The sequence below is a fragment of the Streptomyces sp. NBC_00510 genome, assembly GCA_036013505.1.
In the GTDB taxonomy this organism is placed as follows: Bacteria; Actinomycetota; Actinomycetes; order Streptomycetales; family Streptomycetaceae; genus Actinacidiphila.
Map to the genome: position 1 here is coordinate 1,447,541 of CP107851.1, position 18,795 is coordinate 1,466,335.

Sequence of the window (18,795 nt, forward strand, 5' to 3'; positions counted from 1 at the left end):
GGTCCATGCCCGGGTCGCTGGTCACGAGGCACGGTCCACCTCCCATCGACTAGCCCAGTTAACCCACCGAGGGGCCGGCCGCGCCACCGGGAGCCGGGCGGCGGGAAGCGGCGTGCCCGGCCCGCTCGACGAGCCGCAGCGCCGCCTCCGTGGCCGCGACGAGTGAGGCCTCTCCCTGGGCGCGCCGCCGCCGCAGGGCCTTGTCCAGCCACGCGCGGGCCTCTTCGGTGCGCCCTTGGTCCAGGCGCTGCTTGCCCAGGTGCTGGAAGCAGAAGGAGAGCAGGTCCGGGGCGTGCGTCCCGGCCAGGCGCAGGGCCCGGTGGTAGAGGGCACCGGCGTAGCGGTGGGCGTCTCCCAGGTTGATGTGCACGGCGACGGCGAGCGCCAGTGAGCGCTCCAGGAGGGCGAGGGCCTCCTCGTGGTGGCCCACTACCAGGTGTCCCAGGCCCGCGCTGCGCAGCGGCTCGGGACGGTCGAGGGGGCCGTCGAGCAGTCCGGCCACCGCCCGTGCCAGGGCCGCGCGGTCCGTGGCCACCATGCGCCCGGAGTCGTCCAGGGTGATCAGGTGCTCCACGCCGTCCCGCCTTGGTGCCGCCCGGATGAGGGTCAGCAGTCTGCCGTGCCACCGATCCCGAGGCACAGGGCTGCGCCGGCGTCCCGGTCCGAGGCGGTGAGGTAGGCCCAGCCCAGGGGGTTCCAGCGCAGACGGCGCACCTCGACCCCGTCGATCGCGGCGTTCCCCCGCGCCGCGCACTCGTACGCGTCCGCGGCACGGAGCATGGCGGTCCGCACGGCGTCCTCCGCGTCGGCGGCCTCGCCGACCACGTAGTAGTGGCTGCGCACGGCACCCCGGGCCGTGCTGAACCGCAATCCCACGAACCATCGGTCCTCGGGGGCGGTGACGGTGGCAAGCATCGGCACTGCTCTCCTCATCCGCGGTCTCCGTGGCGTCCGTCTCCGGACCACCACCCGTCGATCCGTTGGAACAGCGGGCGCGGCGCCCTCCATCGCAGGTGGGGGAGGCCCCGGTGAACCTGGGAACGGCGGTACCACCCCCAGGGGCGCAGGCAGCGCTCAGGCCCCGTCGGCGGGCCGGTGCCGGACCGTGCAGGTGAAGACACCGGAGCCGGACCGCTCGCACTCGACGTACGCAGCGGTCCCGGTCCCGGCGGCGGGCAGACGCCAGGGCATCACGGCCTCGCCCGCGAGCAGCGCGTCCAGGGTCTGCAACCGGGGGTCGCGCAGGGTGGGGTGGTGCTCGTAGCCGGCCGCACCGAGGGCCAGGGCGACGGCCATGCCGAGCAGGTTGACCTCGGTCGGCTGCTCGGGCGGTGCCGAGCCCTCCGTCGGGTGGAGGCGGATGCCCTCGTCGGGCACCTCGATCACGCGGGCGGCGTAGCGCTCGGTCATGGGTGGGGTGGTCTCCCTCCGGTGCGGTGGCGCGGGGTCATCCCCCGCTGGGACCGAAACGCTCGGTGCGGATCCGGTCCGGGGAATGGCCGAGGGCCACCAGCAGGCCCGCGGCCGTCTCAACGAAGCCGGTGGGGCCGCACACGTAACAGGTGGGCTCGAAGTCCGCGGGCCAGCCCCATTCGGCCAGGTCGCGCGCCTGGAGCCGGCCCGCGGGGCGGGTCCCGCCGTCCGGCGCCGAGCGGGTGTAGAGGTGAGTCGTGTCGAGGCCGGGCTCGCCCCGGTCCAGTTCGGCCGCGTAGAACCGGTCTCCGGGCGTGCGCACGGAGTACAGCAGCCGGAACGGGGCGCGGCTGCCCGCCGCGGCGCGGGCGCGGACCATCGCCATGAGCGGGACGAGCCCGGAACCGCCCGCGACCAGCAGGACCGGTTCGGTCTGCTCGGGGCGCCAGACGAACCAGCCGCCGACGGGGCCGCGGATCTCGACGGCGTCGCCGACGGCGAGGTCGTCGGTCAGGTAGGGCGAGACCTCGCCGTCCTCGACGCGCTGGACGGTCAGTTCGATCCGGTCGCCGTCGGGCGCGGACGCCAGGGAGTAGCTGCGCTGGGTGCTGTAGCCGTCCTCCGCGGTGAGCCGGAGGTCGAGGTGCTGTCCGGGCAGGTGGCCGGGCCAGCCGGGCACGTCGAGCACAAGGGTCCACGCCGCCTCGGACTCGGCGCGCCGTTCCACCAGTTCGGCGGCCCGCCAGCGCAGGCGGTCGCCTAGTCGCCTTGGTACCGCTGTTCGCGCCATGGGTCTCCGTAGTCGTGGTAGCCGACGCTCTCCCAGAAGCCCGGCTCGTCGTCCAGGAGCAGCCGGATGCCGCGGACCCACTTCGCCGACTTCCACAGGTACAGGTGCGGGACCAGCAGCCGGGCGGGGCCGCCGTGCTCCGGGGCGAGCTCGTCACCGTCGTACTCGTGGGCGATCCACGCCTGTCCGTCGAGGAGGTCCTCCAGGGGCAGGTTGGTGGTGTAGCCGCCGTAGGAGTGAACGAGCGCGTACTCGGCGGCGGTCTCGACGTCGGCGAGCAGTACGTCCAGGGAGACGCCCCGCCAGTGGGTGCCGAACTTCGACCACTTGGTCACGCAGTGCAGGTCGACGGTCGGCGTCTCGGCGGGCAGCGCCATGAGTTCCGCCCAGTCCCACCGGTGGCGGGTGCCGTCCTCGGTGGTGACGGTGAACTCCCAGTCGTCCCGGGTGATCCGTGGGGTGGGGCCGGCGGACATGACGGGGAAGTCGAAGGTCTCGTACTGTCCCGGCGGAAGTGTGTTGCCCGACGTGGGGCGCCGGCCGTGGAATCCGCGCGAGATGATGGGCATGCCGCGCCGTCCTTCCTCTCCTCGCCGCCCCGCGGTCGTGGTGCGGAACCCCAGCATCGCGGACCGGGGGAATCCGGTCCACCGGAGCCCCGGGCGGGCGCGGCCCCGGTCGGTCGTGACCGGGGCCGCGCCGCCACAGGAGGTCAGGCGACCGGCCGGGGCGGCTCGACCACCAGGGAGGAGTCGCCGCCGCGGACCCGCTCCAGCACGCCGGCGGTGGCCTCGTGGGGGACGCCGAGCGGTACGGCGCTGACCTCGCTCATGCGCGTGTACTGCTCCGGGGTGAGCCGCACGTCGAGCGCGCCGAGGTAGTCCTCGAGCTGGGCGGTGTTGCGCGGGCCGATGATCGGCACGAAGGACGTCGCGGCGCGGGCGGCCCGCTCGCGCAGCCATGCCACGGACACCTGCGCCGGAGTCGCCGCGGTCTCCTCGGCGACGGCCAGGACGGTGTCGACGACCGCGGTCTTCTGGGCGGACGACTCGGTGTGGATCAGCGTCTTCAGGTCGCTGAGCCGGCCCTCGTCGCCGCCGCGGTACTTGCCGGTGAGCAGGCCGCCGCCGAGCGGGGACCACAGGGCGGCGCCCAGCCCGAGGCTCTCGGCCATCGGCAGCACCTCACGGTCCGCGGTGCGCTCCACGAGGCTGTACTCGACCTGGATGCCGGCGACGGGGGCCCAGTTCTTCAGCTCGGCGAGGGTGACGGCGCGGGAGACGCGCCAGGCGGGGAAGTTCGACAGGGCGGCGTGCAGGATCTTGCCGGAGCTCACCAGGTCGTCCAGGCCGCGCAGGATCTCCTCCATCGGCGTGAGTTCGTCCGGGAAGTGCACCCAGAACAGGTCGAGGTGGTCGGTGCCGAGGCGCTTGAGGCTGGCCTCCAGCGACCGGACCATGTTCTTGCGCCCGTTGCCGCTCCCGGAGACGTCCGGGCGCGGGACGGCGCCGACGCTGTACTTGGTGGCCAGGACGAAGTGGTCGCGGTCGGCGGCGATGAAGCGGCCGAGCAGCTCCTCCGACTCGCCGAACTGGTAGTTGTCGGCGGTGTCGAGGAAGGTGCCGCCGGCCTCGGCGAACCTGTCGAACATCCGGCGGGACTCGTCCGGGTCGGCGCCGGCGCCCCAGCGGGTGCCGAAGTTGCCGGTGCCGAGGGCGTACTCCGAGACGCGCAGTCCGGTCCGGTGTCCGAAGGTCGTGTAACGCATCAGGTCTCTCCTTGTCGGGGGTGGTGCTGCCGTGGGGCGGTGGTGTGCGGCGTGCCGCGGGGGTGGTCAATGGGGGGTCACTGGGGGGCGCGGGCCGGGTCAACTCCGTTGGCGCATCACGCCTTTCCCTGCTGCGGTGACGACGGTCGTACGGTCCGGGGGCTGATCCCCAGCGCGGCGAGGGCGCTCAGCGCCACGACGCCGGCCGAGATCCACCAGGCGAGGGAGAAGGCGTGCGCCGGGTCCCGGGGACCGGCGGCGGCCAGGACGACGACCAGGCCGCTGACGCCGAGCACGGTGCCGATCTGACCGGCCATGGTGACGACGGCACTGCCGGTGGCCGCCTGGTCCCTGGGCAGGCCCGAGGTGGCCGACGAGATCATCGTGGGCAGGGCGAGTCCCACGCCGACCCCGGCGACCAGCCAGCCGGGCAGGATGTCGACGGCGTAGTCGAGGCGTCCTCCGGCATGGAGGGCGGTCCACGCGGTACCGAGGGCGACCAGCGCCGAGCCGATCGCCGCGACGGTGCCGGCCGGGACGCGCCGGCCGATCCGCCGCCCGAGGGCCGAGGCGGCGAACACCATGGCCGGGCCGGGCGCGACGCCGAGGCCGGTCTCGATGGCCGACCAGTGCCACACCTGCTGCAGCCACAGGGTCAGGCCGAGCAACTGGAGACCGAAGGCGGCGTAGAACAGCAGGGCGGCGACGTTCGCCGAGGCGAACACGCGGTCGCGCAGCAGGCTCAGGTCGACGACGGGGACGGGGTGGCGCGCCGAGCGCAGGAGGCAGGCCGCGAGCGCCGCCGCGGCGGAGGCGAAGGCTCCGACGGTCGGCGCCGCCGACCATCCCCATTCCGGGCCCTGGACCAGGCCCAGCGCGAGCATGCCGATCGCCACCACCAGCAGGGCCCCGCCGACGAGGTCGGGCAGCCGGCCGCCGGTGTCCGGGCGGCCGCCCGGCAGCAGCCGTACGGCCAGGACGAACGCGGCGGCGCCGATCGGCAGGTTGAGCAGGAATATCCACTGCCAGGCCACCTGGACGAGCAGGCCGCCGACCACCGGTCCCGCCGCCGCGGCGAGCGAGCCGCTGGCCGCCCAGACCTGCACGGAGCGGGTGACCCTGGCGGGTGGTGCCGTGGTCAGCACGAGCCCGAGGCTGGCCGGGGTGAGGACGGCCGCCCCCGCCGCCTGCAGGAAGCGGAACGCGACCAGGACCCACAGGTCACCGCTGAGGGCGGCGCCCAGGCTGGCGAGGGTGAACACGCCGAGCCCGAGCAGGAATCCGGCCTTGCGCCCGTAGCGGTCGCTCAGCCGCCCGGCCGGGACGAGCAGCGCGGCGTACACGATCGCGTAGCCGTTGAGGATCCAGCTGAGCCGGGAGAGCGAGGTCTCGCCCACGCCGTGCCCGATGGGGGTCAGGGCGACGTTGACGACGAAGGCGTCGAGGGCGGAGAGGAACACCGACGCGGCAAGGACGGCGAGCACGAGCCCGGGGTGCGGGGCACGGCGCGCGGCCGCCGGGCCGCCGGGGGCGGGCGCCCGCACGACGGCGGTGCCGCCGGCGGGGTCCGAGGGGGGACGGGTCATGGGTCTGTCTCCGGGGAAGAGGCACGGTCGCGCCGTACGCGGGCCGGGCGGCCCGGTCGACGGGGACAAGGGGGGCGCCGCGGCACTGCGGCGGGAAGCGGAGGCGTGCGCGGGGACACGGCCCGCGTCCGCGGGACGGGGCGGCGGGAGGGTCCGCCGAGCCCTTAAGTAAACCGATCAGTTTCCTTGCGCGCTCCACCGTAACAGCCGTTTCCGGTGAAGTAAAACGATCGGTATCCTTAACGGCATGAGCGACGCACCCTCCCCCGTACGCCGGCGCAGTGGCCGAGGCGCCCGGGAGCGGATCCTCAAGGCGGCGACGGAGCTGTTCATCGCCCAGGGGGTCAACGCGACCGGGATGGACCAGCTGACCACCGTCGCCAACGTGTCGAAGCGCACCCTGTACACGCACTTCGCGAGCAAGGACGACCTCGTCCAGGCCTATCTGCGCGAACTCGAGGACGGCCTGCTCCCCGCCGAGGTGACCCCCGGGGAGCCCTGCCCGGACCCGCGGGAGCAACTCCTGGCGATCTTCGACTGGCCTCCGGGGCGGACGGACGGACCGCTGCGCGGCTGCCCCTTCCTGAACGCCGCCGTCGAGGTGCCCGACCCCGACCACCCGGTCCACCTGCTGGTGGCCGCCTACAAGAGGGAGTTCGCCCGCAGGCTGACGGCCCTGGCACGGGTGGCGGGGGCCCGTGACCCCGAGGCGCTCGGCGAACGGCTCGCCCTGCTCTACGACGGCGCCGTCGCCCGCAGCACCGCGCTGAACGCCACCGGGCCGGGCGCCCACGCCCGCGCCATCGCCGTCGCCCTCGTGGACGCCGCGATCGACTGAGCGCCCCGCGCCCCGGCCGCCCCGCGTCCCGGTCGTCCCGGCGCCTCAGCGCAGCCGTGTCGCCGCGCGGCGCCGGTCCGACAGCACCTCGCGGGCGGCCCGCGTGCCCGAGGCCAGCGCACCCTGGAGCGACCCGGTCGCCCGGTGGTCGCCGCACACGTGACGCCCCGGCGCGAAGCGGGTGGTGCGGGTCATCGGGTGCGGTGCCGGCATCGCGGGCAGCGCCTCGCGCACGGTGCAGCGGTGCAGCGGCTCCCAGGCGGAGGCGTCCGTGCCGTACGCGTCCGACAGCGCCGCGGTCAGGGCGGGCTCGTCGGCGGGGCCCGGTGCACCGAGCACGGAGGTCGCCACCAGGGCGCGGCCGTCCGGGGACAGTCCGGGCTGCACTTCGGTGAGGACCACGGTGTTGAGGAAGCGGCGGCGTCCGTCCACCATCAGCGTCGGTTCGGCGAGCGGCGACCGGTCGGCGGCGTGGTAGTACGTCGTCACGGTTCGCGTCGACGGGATGGTGAGACCGGGCAGCAGCCGTGCGGCCGCCGCCGGTCCGGTGGCCACCACCACGACGGGCGCGGTGACGTCCGTGCCGTCCTCCAGCAGCACCCCGTCGCCGGTCAGTTCGCGCACCGGGGCCTCGGTGCGGACGGTGTCCTCGGGAAGTCGCCCGGCGAGCTGGACGGGCACGGCACCGATCCCCTCGGCGGGCAGGGCGAGGGTGCCCCGCAGCATGCTGCGCCACACGAAGTGGAAGAAGCGGCTGGAGGTCTCCAGTTCGTCCTCCAGGAAGACCCCCGACAGGAACGGCCGGAACAGGGTCTCCACCAGCTCGGCCGAGATGCCCGCGGCGGCCAGCGCGGTGAGCGTCGTGGTGTCCGCGCCCGCGCGCAGCCTTCCCGCGGGCAGCGCCATGTCACGGGCGCTCAGGACCGCCAGCGCCGCCAGGTCGCGCCCCGACGCGAGCCGTCCCGGCAGCAGGTCGGCGGTCGCGTACGGCGGCCGGGTCGGGTCGGCGAAGCGCAGCCGCCCGCCGGAGGTGTGCACCAGGACGCCGGGGGTGAACGGCCGCAGCCGCAGCGGCTCCAGCTCCAGGCGCCGCTTCACCTGGGGGTAGGAGGTGTTGAAGACCTGGAAGCCGCGGTCGAGGAGGAAGCCGCGGTGCCGGTCGGTGCGCATCCGGCCGCCGACCCCGTCCGAGGCCTCCAGGACCCGCACCGTCAGGCCCGCCACGGCGAGGTCCGCCGCGCACGCCAGCCCGGCGGCGCCCCCCCCGACCACGATCACGTCACAGCGGCCACCGCGCTCCTGCTGCATGGATCCGGTGCCTTTCCTCCGTGTACACCCCGATACGGGCCGGCCTTCCGTACGCTACGCGGGTGCCCGGGTGCCGCCCGCTGCAACACACCGCCGAACGGGCCGCGCGGCGGCGGACCGATGAGTCCGCGCCGTGTCGGGAGTCCTCTCCGTGACGGCACACGAGGGAAGGCGGAGCGATGGAGCAGCGGTTGCACGACATCCTGCAGGCGTTCGTGGACGACGGATCGGTGCCGGGGGCCGTGGGCCTGGTGGCGCGCGGCGACCGGGTCGAGGTGGCGGCCGCGGGGACCCTCGGCGTCGGGGACCCCACCCCCATGACCAGGGACTCGCTCTTCCGCATCGCCTCGATCACCAAACCGGTTGTCGCGGCGGCGGTCATGATGCTCGTCGACGACGGACGGATCGCCCTGTCGGACCCCGTCGCCGCATGGCTGCCCGAACTGGCCGAACCGATGGTCGTCCGCACCCCGGCGGGCCCGCTCGACGACGTGGTGCCGGCCGCGGCGCCCATCACCGTCCTCGACCTGCCGGCCTCGCGCGCCGGGTACGGCTTCCCCGCGGACTTCTCCCTGCCCGCGCTCGCCCCGCTGTTCGGCGAGCTCAAGCAGGGCCCGCCGCGGCCGCAGCAGGTCATGGCACCGGACGCCTGGATGGCGACGCTGGCCGCCATCCCCCTGCTGCACCAGCCGGGCGAGGCCTGGCTCTACAACACCTGCTCCGACATCCAGGGCGTCCTGGTCGCACGGGTGTCGGGCCGCCCGCTCGACGAGTTCCTGGCTGAGCGGATCTTCGAGCCGCTCGGCATGACCGACACCGGTTTCGCCGTGCCGCGTGCCGGCCTCGGCCGCTTCGCCGGCTACTACCGCCCGGATCCGGAGGGAGGGCTGGAGCTGGTGGACGCCCCCGACGGCCAGTGGAGCACCCCTCCGGCGTTCCCGTCCGGCGCGGGCGGCCTGGTGTCGACCGTCGACGACTGGTACGCCTTCGGCCGGATGCTCCTCGCCGAAGGCGCCGCGGGCGGCCGCCGGCTGCTGTCGGCGGAGTCCGTACGGCTGATGACCACCGACCACCTGCCGCCCGCCGAACGCGACGCGAGCGCGGTCTTCCTGGAGGGACAGGGCTGGGGCTTCGGCGGTTCGGTGGACGTCGCGGCCGTCGCCCCGTGGAACGTACCGGGACGCTACGGCTGGATCGGCGGCACCGGCACGGCGGCGCACATCACGCCGTCCACGGACACCGTGACGGTGCTGCTCACGCAGGTCGAACTGACCGGCCCGGCCGCCCCGGCGACGATGCGCGCCTTCTGGGCCTACGCGGCCGGGGCCTGAGCCGCCGGGCCCGCCCGGTCACGCCTCCCGGGACTCCGTCGAGAGGAAGACCGGGGTGACCGAGAGCGGGACGCCGACGGTGCCGTCGGCGCGGCGCAGCGGGACGGCGGCGCCGAAGGCGTCGACCGCGTGGGCGCCGGCGTGGGGCCAGGGGAGGTCGACGAGGGTCCCTGGGGCGTCCTCGCCGGTGAAGGGATCGCCGGAGCGCCAGAGGACCTGGAGCGCGCCGCGGCCCTCCCGGGACACCTCGAAGGCGTACAGGCCGGACCGGTCCTCCGTGGCGAGGCGGCGGACGGCCGTGACGCCGTCGAGGTACGCGGCCAGGAGGGCGAAGGCGTCGGCGGCGGGGCGGCGGCGGGTCAGGGCGGTGCCCTCGTAGTCCAGCAGGGCGAGCCTGCCGAAGAGGAAGCCCATGAGGTTGAGGCGGTCGCGGTAGCCGGGGATCTCCGGGGCCAGGTTCCAGCAGGCCGTGCGGGTGACACCGCAGGCGAGGGCCAGGACGGTGCGGGTGACGATCTGGCGGCGGTTGATGCGGTCGCGGCGCGCGGCGAGCTCCGGAGGGCAGTCCTCCATGAACATGCGCAGCTCCGGCGGGAGTTCGGGGGAACGTTCGTAGAGCAGGCGCATGGTCGCGCGGTCCGGCGCCTCGCCCGGCTCCGCCGCCCCCGTGAAGGCCGCCGTCATCGCCCGCTCGAGTTCCGCCTGGGCCCGGGGGAACTCGAAGAGGGTGGGGCCGTTGTACTCCCCCGCCACCACCGGGCGTTCGTATCCGTGCCGCCGCATCATCGCGCGCATCTGGGCGATCTGGTCCGGGATCGCGTGCGGGTCCCCGTACAGGTGGACGTCGAAGAGGTCGAAGGCGTCGCGGCCGTGCTCGACGACGTGGTCGAAGAACCGCCGGGCCTCGCCGTCCGCGGGGCCGGACAGCACGTCGTACCCGCAGCCGCCGAGGACGACCGAGGCGGCCGGGTCCGCGGCGCGTACGGCGCGGTGGAAGGCGGTGAGCTGTCCGACGTACTCCGCCGCGGTGCCCGCCCACAGGAGTCCGGTGTTGCTGGGCTCGTTGCCGCACTGCCAGTGGTCCACGCGTCCCCGGCACCTGGCGACCAGGTCGCCGACGAAGCGCTCGTACCCGGCGGGGTCGAGCGCGGGTGAGGACGGGAGGAAGCCGGTGGGCTGCCGGGTCGCCCACGGGGAGCTGGAACAGACGGTGACCCAGAGCTCGGCCGCCGGGTCGAGCTGCCCGAGGACGGCGTCGACGACGGACCAGTCGTACCGTCCGGGTTCCGGCTCGACCTGCCCCCAGTAGAGGAAGACGCGCACCAGCCCCGCGCCGAGCTCCCGCGTCTCCGGCACGAAGCTGTCCGGCGCCCCGAACATCCCGTAGCTGATGCCCCTGACGACGCCGAGGCGGATCCCGGCCGGGGCCGTGGGCTGGCTCATGACTGCTCCCTCACTCTTACGTATATGCCATATACTTTAGCTGACGTTGTAAACTCCCCCCGTGAAGGAGACGAAGGAGACCCCGGAAGGCGCCGCGGCCCCCTTGATCTGGACGCAGCCCGCGCCGCGGCGCCGCCAGAGCCCGCTGGAGCGGGAGGACATCGTGCGCGCCGCGATCGCCGTCGCCGATGAGGGCGGCGCGCAGGCTCTCACGATGGCCGCGGTGGCCAAGCGGCTCGGCCCGTACACGCCGATGGCCCTCTACCGCCACGTGATGAGCAAGGACGGCCTGGTCGACCTCATGCTCGACGCCGTCACTGCGGAGATCCCGCTACCCCCGGTGCCGGACGCCGACTGGCGGGCCGATCTGCACGCGGTGGCCACCGGCAGCTGGGACGCGGTCAAGCGGCATCTGTGGTTCGCCCAGCTCGCCCCCACGCGCCCGCCGCTGGGGCCGCACATGATGCGCCGCACCGAATTCGTCCTCCAGCTGCTCGTACGCCAGGGCGCCACGCTGGGCGAGGCCATGACCTACGCGGCGCTCCTCGACCGGCACGTCCTCGGCAGCGCGCAGCAGGAGGCCGAGGAGCTCGCCATGCGGCGCCGCCACGGCATCCACACCCCGCAGCAACTCGCCGCGGCCGTCACCGCCGCCCGCGAACTGGCCGCGGCGGGTGGGCGGCACCCACTGCTCGCGCGGTGGATGGAGGCGCCCTCCGGGCCGGACGCGGACGGGCAGTTCGAGCTCAGCCTGGCCTTCCTCATCGACGGCATCGCCGCACGCCTGCCGGCCGGCGGCGGCGCGGCCTGACACCGGGCATCCGCGACACCCGTGGGAACGGGCCCCGATGAAAGGCCGTCAGCAGGGCACACGTACTCCAGACCGAACCCTCGGAAAGGAGCACGACGTGCCTCTTCGCTTCCGCAAGTCGTTCCGGATCCTGCCCGGCGTCCGCCTGAACATCAACAAGCGCTCGCTGTCCATCACCACGGGCAGCAAGGGCGTCCACCACACCGTCAACACCCGCGGTGAGCGCACCGAATCCGTCGACCTCCCGGGGCCGTTCTCCTGGCGCCGCACGCGCAAGGGGCACTGAGGCCCCTCGTCATTCGAGGATCCAGCCCGACATCCACCGCTCCCGCACGGCCGGCCACTCCGTGGCGACCAGGGAGTAGTACACGGTGTCGCGCCACGACCCGTCGACCCGGCGGCAGTGCCGGCGCAGCACGCCCTCGCGGATGCCGCCGATGCGGGAGACCGCGTCCTGGGTCGGCAGGTCGAGGTCGTCCAGGCGCCACTGGACGCGCCCGAAGCCCAGGTCCTCGAAGGCGTAGTACACCAGCATGAAGTGGGTCTCCAGGTGCACCGGGCCGCCCCACAGGGCCGGGTCCAGCCAGCTCCAGCCGATGTCCACGCGCTCGTCGACGACCGAGACGTCGACGTACGCGGCCCAGCCCGACGGGCGCTCCGTGGCGTGCGGGACGACCGCGAACACCACGGACTCCCCCGCCGCGGCCTGCGCCAACCGCTGCTCCACCAGCGAGGCCATCTCGCCGGGCGAACCGGGCGGCGTCGTCGACAGCCAGCGCCACATCCCCTCGTCGGCGCGCGCCGCGGCGAACAGCGCCGGGACGTGCAGCGGCGAGAGCGGGACCAGCCGCGCGTACCGGCCGTCGATGGTGACCGAAGCGGGGAAGCGTAGTGCCATATCCGCACGCTAATCGGGCGGGCACGCGGCCGCACCAACTCGCGGATTCCCGCCCACCCGCCCCCTCCGCCCCATCACCCTTGGCGGACAGGATGGCGACGGACGGTGATCGCCGCGGCGGCGGCACGGGAGGACGGCACCATGCGGGACGACGAGGCGCGGATCCGGGCGCTCATCGAGCGCTGGGCGGAGGCGGTGCACCGGGGCGACCTGGACGCCGTGGTCGCCGACCACGGCGAGGACATCGTGATGTTCGACGTGCCGCCTCCCCACGACGGCGTCCGCGGCCTGCCCGCGTACCGGCAGGTGTGGCCGCCGTTCTTCGACTGGCAGGCCCGCGGCGCCTCGTTCGAGATCGTGTCCTTGGAGGTCACCGCCGGCGACGACGTGGCGTTCGCGTACGCCCTGCTCCGTTGCGGAACCCCGGAGGACTTCGCCCGGGACCCCGGATTCAGGCTCCGCCTCACGCTCGGGCTGCGCAAGCAGGACGGCCGGTGGGTGGTCGCGCACGAGCACCACTCCTTCCCGCACGCGGGCTGACCGGCCGCGCGCATTGCGCTCGGTCCGCGGCGGGCGGGCGTGGTCCGGCGGCGCGATAGCGTGCCCGGCATGACAGACGACTTCGACGTGCGGCGGGAGCTGGCCGCGGGCATGACGGACCCGGCCAGGGCCCTGCGGTTCGTGCGCGGCTTCGCCGGGCACTGGCTCGCGCCCCTGCAGGACGGCGACGGGTACGGTGCGCCCGAACTGACCGCCGCCGAGGAGCGCCTGGGCTTCGCCCTCCCCGCCGTGCTCCGCGACGCCTACCGGCTCTTCGGGCGGCGCCCGGACCTCACCAGCAACCACGACACGCTGCTCGCACCCGAGCAGCTCCACGTGGACTCCCGCGAGGAGGCGCTGGTCTTCCGGTACGAGAACCAGGGCGCCGCGTCGTGGGGCATCCTCCTCGCCGACCTGCACAAGCCCGATCCGCCGGTCGTCATGAAGCCGGACCTCGCGGACAAGGAGGCCGAGCGGTGGTCGGCGTGGCTGGACCGCTTCTCGTGGGCCTGCGTCGAGATCGTCCTGTCGGAGTCGCTGCACGAGCCGTTCGAGCTCTGCGACTTCCGCGACGACCTCGACGAGGCCCACTTCGACGCCCTGGACGGGCGGTTCACCCCGCTGCCGTTCCCCGCGTACCCGCCCGGTGAGGACCTGGGCGCACGCTGGTACGCCGGACCCGACGTCATACTCCGCGAGGACGACCGCACCTGTCTGTGGGCGCGGGCCCGCACCGAGGAGGCGCTCGACCGGGTGCGCGACGACCTCCCGGGCGACTGGCTCAACGACCCCCGCTGACCCCGGGCCCCGTCGGCGTACGGGTTCAGCCGAGGGGGACGTCCTCCTGGCGGAGGGCCTCCAGCGCCGGGCCGTACATGCGGGTCTTGATCGTGCCGAGCGTGGCGCCCGCCTTGCCGGCCAGAGGGCGGGCGAGGGCCACGGCCGCCTCGCGGACCTCGTCCTCGCCCGCCGTACGGTCCACGATGCGCTCGGCCAGCGCGTCGAGGCCGCCGTAGCGGCGCGCGGTGGTCATCGCCTCGTGGGCCGTCTGCGGGTGCAGGCGGGCCTGGATGAGGGCCGACATGCCGGGGGTGAAGGGGATGTTGATGTCCGCCTCGGGCAGGCACCAGTAGCCGCGGTCGGCGCGCATCACACGGAAGTCGTGGGCCAGCGAGAGCATCGCGCCCGCGGCGAAGGTGTGGCCCTGCAAGGCGGCGACGGTGGCCACCGGCAGGGTCAGGAAACGGGCGAGCAGGGCCTGCACGCCCGTGACGTACGCACCGGCCTGGTCCGCGTGGGCGAACAGCCACTCCAGGTCGAGCCCGTTGGACCAGAACTTGCCGGTGGCCGCGGTGACCAGGGCCCGCGGCCCCTCGGCCTTCTCCACCTCGTCGAGCAGGGCGTCGACGGCCGCGAGCCAGTCGGGGTGGAAGCGGTTCTCGGTGTCCCCGAGGTCGAGGATGAAGACGTCGTCCTGGCGGTCGAGCGTGGGCATGACTGCTCCTTGGGGCGAAGGGTCGGACGGCCGGGCGGGCGGCCGGACGGCTCCGGGAACGCGGCCGGGTCGGCGCTTTCGCCCTGGCCCCGCGAACGGCATACCTACCGGCCGGTAACCTCGGTGGTTCGCATCGTACAGGGAGCGGCGCGGCCTGTCCCCACCCACGACGTCGCGTCAGGCGACGACCACCGGATGCCGCACCACGGCGTCGAAGAAGTAGCCCTGGGTGTTGAACACCGCCTCGTCCGGCTGGGTCCGCCCCGCGGTGTCGGTGGCGCGCGCCAGCAGCACGGCCGGGCCCGGCGTGCGCGGCCGCCACGGGACGGTCCAGCGCACCCACCCGTCCCGGCGCGGGACGTCGCGCAGTCCGGCCCTCCGCCAGGTGGCACCGCCGTCGGTGCTGACCTCCACCTGCCGCACTCCCCCGGCCCCGGACCACGAGCGGCCGTGCAGGATGCTGCGGACGCCCGCGGGGAATGCGGCGCCCGCCTCGAGTTCGAAGGCGCTCTTGAGGCTCTGCCGGGTGAGCGGCGCGCTGCCGGCCTCGGGGAACCCGGGGCCGAACAGCCGGTAGAAGTCGGTGTTCCAGGGCGAGTACAGCGGCTCGGCCGAGACCTCGATGTCGCCGACCCACTTGACCGAGGAGATGCCCACCCACGACGGCACGAGCACCCGCACGGGACGGCCGTGGTCGTGCGGCAGCGGAGCACCGTTCATGTCGTACGCCAGGATCACGTCGTCCAGCGCCTTCGCCACGGGCAGGGGCCTGCGGACGCGGCCCAGGCTGACGCCGCCCGTGACGTACTCGTCGTCGAGACCGCGCGGCATGACGTCCACCGCGTGCCGGGTGACGCCCGCTCGCCGCAGCACGTCCGACAGGCGCGCGCCGCGCCACCGGGCCACACCGACGGCACCCAGGGTCCACGCGGTGCCGGAGACCGTCTGTCCCTGCTGGGAGGCGTAGAAACTCCGGCCGTTGCCCGCGCACTCGACGAAGGCGGTGTGCTCCACCGGCGGCAGCGCACGCAGGTCGTCCAGGCCGAACTCCACGGCGTCGTCCAGGCCCGGGCCGCCCCGCAGCGCGCTCCCCCAGACCTTCAGCCGCCAGGTCGCGGCGTCGACGACGGGGGTGGACGTGTGGTTGCGCACGAAGAAGTGGTCGGCGGGGGTCAGGTAGCCGGTCCCGCGCAGCGCCTCCCATTTCGTCTCGGCGTTGGTCCCGCGGAGGGTGAACCACTCGTCCGGCAGCGGCTTGACGATTCCCGGGGAGGTCGCGGCGGCGGCCTTCACCGGCGCGGGCAGGGCGAGGGCGGCGGTGCCCGCGGCGAGCAGGGTGAGCACCTCACGGCGGGACATCCCGTCGCCCCGGGCCCGTCCGGCGAGCCATTGGCGCAGCCGCAGGCGGTCGTAGGAGGCCTCGTCGACGGGAACGGTGGAGCGCGGGGCACGGGTCATGACGGTCCTGCTTCCAGTGGCGGGGAACGACCGAGGACGTGCGGAGAACCGCGCGCGGTGGCGCGGCGACAAGGGGGGTGAACCGGAGCGGGGTGGCGACCCTGAGCGCTCAGCGACAACAGCGGCGCGACGCGGGAACGCGCGGCGTGCCGACGGTGCGTGCGGCCGTGACGGCCGGGCTGGTCGAGTTCACGCGCTCATCGTAGGGCCGGTCCGACACGGCGTCAGCCCCGTCCCCGAAGTCCATCGCCATGTTGCCGGGCGGGGGCCCCCGCCCGGCGTCCTGACAGTGAGTCACCTCGGGCGTTCCGCTGGTGCGTTCCGCCTCCGTGTGGTTACCTTGCGTCATGACCCTGCTCGTGACCCGCCGCCACGTGGACTACGTGCGTGTCACCAGCATGGGCTGTCGCGCCGAGCGCTGACGCCGCGCCTCCGGCCTCCTGCCGCCGTCACCGGCCGCTGATCATCCCTTCCGCTTCCTTGCCTTCCCCTGCCCGGGACGCGTTCGCCTGCCGTCCCCGGCTGCTCTTGGGCGTGCCCGAGCCCGCCCCCGCACCCGCATGCGCACCGAGGGAGAACCATGAGCCAGCCCATCGACTCGGTCACCGCCGGCCACACCCCGGAGGAGGGCCCCGGCACCGGGCCCGACACCTCCGCCTGGTCGTTCGAGACGAAGCAGATCCACGCCGGCGCCGCGCCGGACCCGACGACCGGGGCCCGGGCGGTGCCGATCTACCAGACGACGTCGTTCGTCTTCCGCGACACGCAGCACGCGGCCGACCTGTTCTCCCTCGCCGAGCCCGGCAACATCTACACCCGGATCCACAACCCCACGCAGGACGTCCTGGAGCAGCGGGTCGCCGCCCTGGAGGGCGGTGTCGCCGCGGTCGCGCTGGCCTCAGGGCAGGCCGCGGAGACGCTGGCCATCCTGAACGTCGCGTCCGCCGGGGACCACATCGTGTCCAGCACCTCGCTGTACGGCGGCACGTACAACCTGTTCCGCCACACCCTGCCCCGGTTCGGCATCGAGGTGTCCTTCGTCGACGACCCGGACGACCTCGACGCCTGGCGCGCCGCGATCCGCCCCGGCACCAAGGCGCTGTTCGCGGAGACGCTCGGCAATCCGCGCGGCAACGTCCTGGACGTGCGGGCGGTCGCGGACGTCGCGCACGAGGCGGGGGTGCCGCTCATCGTGGACAACACGGTGCCGACGCCCTACCTGCTGCGGCCGATCGAGCACGGCGCGGACGTCGTCGTCCACTCCGCGACGAAGTTCCTCGGAGGCCACGGCACCACCATCGGCGGGGTCGTGGTCGACGGCGGCGGCTTCGACTTCGGCGCGCACGCCGAGCGCTTCCCGGACTTCAGCGCCCCGGACCCGAGTTACCACGGGCTGCGCTACTGGCCGGCCCTGGGCCCGGGGGCGTACGCGGTCAAGCTGCGCGTCCAGTTGCTCCGGGACATCGGCCCGGCCATCGCCCCGCACTCCGCCTTCCTGCTCCTGCAGGGCGTGGAGACGCTCAGCCTGCGCATCGAGCGCCATTCGGCCAACGCCCAGGCCCTCGCCGAATGGCTGGAACAGCGTGACGAGGTGGCCGCCGTGCACTACCCCGGGCTGCCGTCCAACCGCTGGCACGCCGCGGCGCGGCGCTACCTGCCGCGCGGAGCGGGCGCGGTGCTCGCCTTCGAACTGCGCGACGGCGTCGAGGCGGGCAAGCGGTTCGTGGACGCGGTCGAACTCTTCAGCCACCTGGCCAACATCGGCGACGTCCGCAGCCTGATCATCCACCCGGCGTCGACCACGCACAGCCAGCTGGACGAGGAGCAGCTCGTGGCCACCGGCACCTCGCCCGGCCTGGTGCGCCTCTCGGCCGGCCTGGAGAACCTCGCCGACCTCAAGGCGGACCTGGAGGCCGGGTTCCGCGCCGCGAAGGGCGCGTCCTGAACGCCACGCCTGCCGCCGCGCTCCCCCTCCCGCCGGCCTCCGGGGCCTGGCGGGAGGGGGACCCGCCGGGCCGCCGCCGGTGGCACGCGCTGGAGAAGCCGCTGCCGCTGGAATCGGGCGGCGAGCTCCCGGGGGTGCGGATCGCGTACGAGACGTGGGGCAGGCTCTCCCCTGACCGCTCCAACGCGGTGCTGGTCCTGCACGCCCTCACCGGCGACAGCCATGCCGCCGGGCCCGCCGGGCCGGGTCATCCCACGCCGGGCTGGTGGGACGGGTTGATCGGACCGGGCCGCGCACTCGACACCGACCGGTGGTTCGTGGTGGCGCCGAACGTCCTGGGAGGCTGCCAGGGCAGTACCGGCCCGTCCTCGTACCGGCCCGGCGGACGGCGCTGGGGTGGTGCGTTCCCGCACCTGACGCAGCGCGACCAGGTCGCGGCCGAGGCCGAAGTGGCGGACGCGCTGGGCATCGGCCGCTGGGCGCTGGTGGCGGGCGGGTCCATGGGCGGGATGCGCGCCCTGGAATGGGCCGTGTCGCGGCCGGAACGCACGGAGGCACTGCTGCTGCTCGCCTGCACCGCGGCGGCGAGCGCGGAGCAGATCGCCTGGGCCACCGTGCAGCTGCGCGCCATCCGGGACGATCCGCACTGGCGGGACGGCGACTACCACGACGCCGCGCCGGGGCACGGCCCGCACGCGGGGCTCGGCCTGGCCCGGCGGCTGGCCCATGTGACGTACCGCAGCGAAGCCGAGCTCGGCGCCCGTTTCGGGCGCGCGCCGCAGGACGCGGAGGACCCGTGGCGCGGCGGCCGCTACCAGGTGGAGTCCTACCTGGACCATCACGCGGCCAAGCTGGTCCGGCGCTTCGACCCGGGGAGCTACGTCGCCCTGACCCAGGCCATGAACGGGCACGACGTCGGCCGGGGACGCGGCGGGGTGCGGGCCGCCCTGCGCCGGGTGACCGCGAGGACCCTGGTCGCCGGGGTCTCCTCCGACCGCCTCTACCCGCTCGCGCAGCAGGAGGAGCTGGCGGCCGGCATCCCCGGCGCGGGGCCCGTGCGGGTCGTGGCCTCCCCGTACGGGCACGACGGCTTCCTCATCGAGACCGGGCAGGTCGGCGAACTCGTCGGGGAGCTGCTGGGCCGGGCGGGACCTTAGAGGGCGGGCGTTCG

The 18,795-nt window shown here is 74.4% G+C and carries 20 protein-coding genes; 8 read left to right on the forward strand and 12 right to left on the reverse strand.

Annotated features, from left to right (window positions below; all coding sequences use genetic code 11):
- Positions 1 to 58 precede the first annotated feature (58 nt).
- The 7 genes from OG937_06415 to OG937_06445 form a co-directional block, all read right to left on the reverse strand.
- Positions 59 to 574 carry a hypothetical protein gene (locus OG937_06415; protein ID WUD71351.1) on the reverse strand — a complete coding sequence of 172 codons (516 nt, stop codon included), beginning with the start codon at positions 572 to 574 and terminating at the stop codon, positions 59 to 61.
- Between the two features lie 32 nt (positions 575 to 606).
- Positions 607 to 915, reverse strand: coding sequence for a hypothetical protein (locus tag OG937_06420; GenBank protein ID WUD71352.1), 309 nt, complete (start codon positions 913 to 915; stop codon positions 607 to 609).
- A 159-nt stretch (positions 916 to 1,074) separates the two neighbouring features.
- Positions 1,075 to 1,410, reverse strand: a complete 336-nt coding sequence (locus OG937_06425; protein ID WUD71353.1) for a hypothetical protein — start codon at positions 1,408 to 1,410, stop codon at positions 1,075 to 1,077.
- Between the two features lie 37 nt (positions 1,411 to 1,447).
- Positions 1,448 to 2,203 (reverse strand): ferredoxin reductase, encoded by a 756-nt coding sequence (locus OG937_06430; GenBank protein WUD71354.1) that lies wholly within the window; start codon positions 2,201 to 2,203, stop codon positions 1,448 to 1,450.
- Complete coding sequence (locus tag OG937_06435) at positions 2,173 to 2,772, reverse strand: sulfite oxidase-like oxidoreductase (protein WUD71355.1); 600 nt, start codon at positions 2,770 to 2,772, stop codon at positions 2,173 to 2,175. Before OG937_06435 ends, OG937_06430 begins: the two co-directional genes overlap by 31 nt.
- A 143-nt stretch (positions 2,773 to 2,915) precedes the next feature.
- Positions 2,916 to 3,971: an aldo/keto reductase gene (locus OG937_06440; GenBank protein WUD71356.1), complete on the reverse strand. Its 1,056-nt coding sequence runs from the start codon at positions 3,969 to 3,971 to the stop codon at positions 2,916 to 2,918.
- Positions 3,972 to 4,087: 116 nt separating this feature from the next.
- Positions 4,088 to 5,557 carry an MFS transporter gene (locus OG937_06445; protein WUD71357.1) on the reverse strand — a complete coding sequence of 490 codons (1,470 nt, stop codon included), beginning with the start codon at positions 5,555 to 5,557 and terminating at the stop codon, positions 4,088 to 4,090.
- 247 nt (positions 5,558 to 5,804) lie between these two features.
- Between OG937_06445 and OG937_06450 the strand changes: the two genes are divergently transcribed.
- Positions 5,805 to 6,395, forward strand: coding sequence for a TetR/AcrR family transcriptional regulator (locus OG937_06450; protein WUD71358.1), 591 nt, complete (start codon positions 5,805 to 5,807; stop codon positions 6,393 to 6,395).
- Between the two features lie 45 nt (positions 6,396 to 6,440).
- Here OG937_06450 and OG937_06455 read toward each other — a convergent pair whose 3' ends face one another.
- A complete protein-coding gene (locus tag OG937_06455) occupies positions 6,441 to 7,703 on the reverse strand; it encodes an FAD-dependent oxidoreductase (protein ID WUD71359.1) in 1,263 nt (420 codons plus the stop codon).
- Positions 7,704 to 7,882: 179 nt separating this feature from the next.
- On the opposite strand from OG937_06455, the gene OG937_06460 reads away from it, so the two are divergent.
- Positions 7,883 to 9,034, forward strand: a complete 1,152-nt coding sequence (locus OG937_06460; protein WUD71360.1) for a beta-lactamase family protein — start codon at positions 7,883 to 7,885, stop codon at positions 9,032 to 9,034.
- An 18-nt stretch (positions 9,035 to 9,052) separates the two neighbouring features.
- Here the strand turns inward: OG937_06460 and OG937_06465 are convergent, their stop codons facing one another.
- Complete coding sequence (locus OG937_06465; protein WUD71361.1) at positions 9,053 to 10,477, reverse strand: hypothetical protein; 1,425 nt, start codon at positions 10,475 to 10,477, stop codon at positions 9,053 to 9,055.
- 61 nt (positions 10,478 to 10,538) lie between these two features.
- Between OG937_06465 and OG937_06470 the strand changes: the two genes are divergently transcribed.
- Positions 10,539 to 11,288, forward strand: a complete 750-nt coding sequence (locus OG937_06470) for a TetR/AcrR family transcriptional regulator (GenBank protein ID WUD71362.1) — start codon at positions 10,539 to 10,541, stop codon at positions 11,286 to 11,288.
- A gap of 97 nt (positions 11,289 to 11,385) precedes the next feature.
- Positions 11,386 to 11,574 carry a DUF4236 domain-containing protein gene (locus OG937_06475; GenBank protein ID WUD71363.1) on the forward strand — a complete coding sequence of 63 codons (189 nt, stop codon included), beginning with the start codon at positions 11,386 to 11,388 and terminating at the stop codon, positions 11,572 to 11,574.
- A 9-nt stretch (positions 11,575 to 11,583) separates the two neighbouring features.
- Here OG937_06475 and OG937_06480 read toward each other — a convergent pair whose 3' ends face one another.
- Entirely contained in the window at positions 11,584 to 12,186 is a 603-nt protein-coding gene (locus OG937_06480; protein ID WUD71364.1) for a GNAT family N-acetyltransferase, read from the reverse strand.
- Positions 12,187 to 12,327: 141 nt separating this feature from the next.
- Here OG937_06480 and OG937_06485 point away from each other — a divergent pair, with 141 nt between their 5' ends.
- A complete protein-coding gene (locus OG937_06485; protein WUD78645.1) occupies positions 12,328 to 12,726 on the forward strand; it encodes an SgcJ/EcaC family oxidoreductase in 399 nt (132 codons plus the stop codon).
- A 69-nt stretch (positions 12,727 to 12,795) separates the two neighbouring features.
- Positions 12,796 to 13,524, forward strand: coding sequence for an SMI1/KNR4 family protein (locus tag OG937_06490; protein ID WUD71365.1), 729 nt, complete (start codon positions 12,796 to 12,798; stop codon positions 13,522 to 13,524).
- 25 nt (positions 13,525 to 13,549) lie between these two features.
- On the opposite strand, the gene OG937_06495 is transcribed toward OG937_06490, so the two are convergent.
- On the reverse strand, positions 13,550 to 14,221 hold the full coding sequence (locus tag OG937_06495; protein WUD71366.1) for an enoyl-CoA hydratase-related protein: 672 nt from the start codon (positions 14,219 to 14,221) through the stop codon (positions 13,550 to 13,552).
- A 177-nt stretch (positions 14,222 to 14,398) separates the two neighbouring features.
- Complete coding sequence (locus tag OG937_06500) at positions 14,399 to 15,679, reverse strand: sulfite oxidase (GenBank protein WUD71367.1); 1,281 nt, start codon at positions 15,677 to 15,679, stop codon at positions 14,399 to 14,401.
- Between the two features lie 580 nt (positions 15,680 to 16,259).
- Between OG937_06500 and OG937_06505 the strand changes: the two genes are divergently transcribed.
- Together OG937_06505 and OG937_06510 are read left to right on the forward strand one after the other, a co-directional pair.
- Positions 16,260 to 17,624: a bifunctional o-acetylhomoserine/o-acetylserine sulfhydrylase gene (locus tag OG937_06505; protein WUD71368.1), complete on the forward strand. Its 1,365-nt coding sequence runs from the start codon at positions 16,260 to 16,262 to the stop codon at positions 17,622 to 17,624.
- Entirely contained in the window at positions 17,621 to 18,781 is a 1,161-nt protein-coding gene (locus OG937_06510; GenBank protein ID WUD78646.1) for a homoserine O-acetyltransferase, read from the forward strand. Before OG937_06505 ends, OG937_06510 begins: the two co-directional genes overlap by 4 nt.
- Positions 18,782 to 18,795: the final 14 nt, after the last annotated feature.

What these genes read in the sequence shown, in the direction of transcription:
- OG937_06495 (WUD71366.1), bottom strand. Translation starts at nt 14,221, where the DNA reads ATGCCCACGCTCGACCGCCAGGACGACGTCTTCATCCTCGACCTCGGG.
- OG937_06505 (WUD71368.1), top strand. Translation starts at nt 16,260, where the DNA reads ATGAGCCAGCCCATCGACTCGGTCACCGCCGGCCACACCCCGGAGGAG.
- OG937_06490 (WUD71365.1), top strand. Translation starts at nt 12,796, where the DNA reads ATGACAGACGACTTCGACGTGCGGCGGGAGCTGGCCGCGGGCATGACG.
- OG937_06440 (WUD71356.1), bottom strand. Translation starts at nt 3,971, where the DNA reads ATGCGTTACACGACCTTCGGACACCGGACCGGACTGCGCGTCTCGGAG.
- OG937_06445 (WUD71357.1), bottom strand. Translation starts at nt 5,557, where the DNA reads ATGACCCGTCCCCCCTCGGACCCCGCCGGCGGCACCGCCGTCGTGCGG.
- OG937_06455 (WUD71359.1), bottom strand. Translation starts at nt 7,703, where the DNA reads ATGCAGCAGGAGCGCGGTGGCCGCTGTGACGTGATCGTGGTCGGGGGG.
- OG937_06450 (WUD71358.1), top strand. Translation starts at nt 5,805, where the DNA reads ATGAGCGACGCACCCTCCCCCGTACGCCGGCGCAGTGGCCGAGGCGCC.
- OG937_06465 (WUD71361.1), bottom strand. Translation starts at nt 10,477, where the DNA reads ATGAGCCAGCCCACGGCCCCGGCCGGGATCCGCCTCGGCGTCGTCAGG.
- OG937_06420 (WUD71352.1), bottom strand. Translation starts at nt 915, where the DNA reads ATGCTTGCCACCGTCACCGCCCCCGAGGACCGATGGTTCGTGGGATTG.
- OG937_06425 (WUD71353.1), bottom strand. Translation starts at nt 1,410, where the DNA reads ATGACCGAGCGCTACGCCGCCCGCGTGATCGAGGTGCCCGACGAGGGC.
- OG937_06460 (WUD71360.1), top strand. Translation starts at nt 7,883, where the DNA reads ATGGAGCAGCGGTTGCACGACATCCTGCAGGCGTTCGTGGACGACGGA.
- OG937_06430 (WUD71354.1), bottom strand. Translation starts at nt 2,203, where the DNA reads ATGGCGCGAACAGCGGTACCAAGGCGACTAGGCGACCGCCTGCGCTGG.
- OG937_06500 (WUD71367.1), bottom strand. Translation starts at nt 15,679, where the DNA reads ATGACCCGTGCCCCGCGCTCCACCGTTCCCGTCGACGAGGCCTCCTAC.
- OG937_06435 (WUD71355.1), bottom strand. Translation starts at nt 2,772, where the DNA reads ATGCCCATCATCTCGCGCGGATTCCACGGCCGGCGCCCCACGTCGGGC.
- OG937_06485 (WUD78645.1), top strand. Translation starts at nt 12,328, where the DNA reads ATGCGGGACGACGAGGCGCGGATCCGGGCGCTCATCGAGCGCTGGGCG.
- OG937_06480 (WUD71364.1), bottom strand. Translation starts at nt 12,186, where the DNA reads ATGGCACTACGCTTCCCCGCTTCGGTCACCATCGACGGCCGGTACGCG.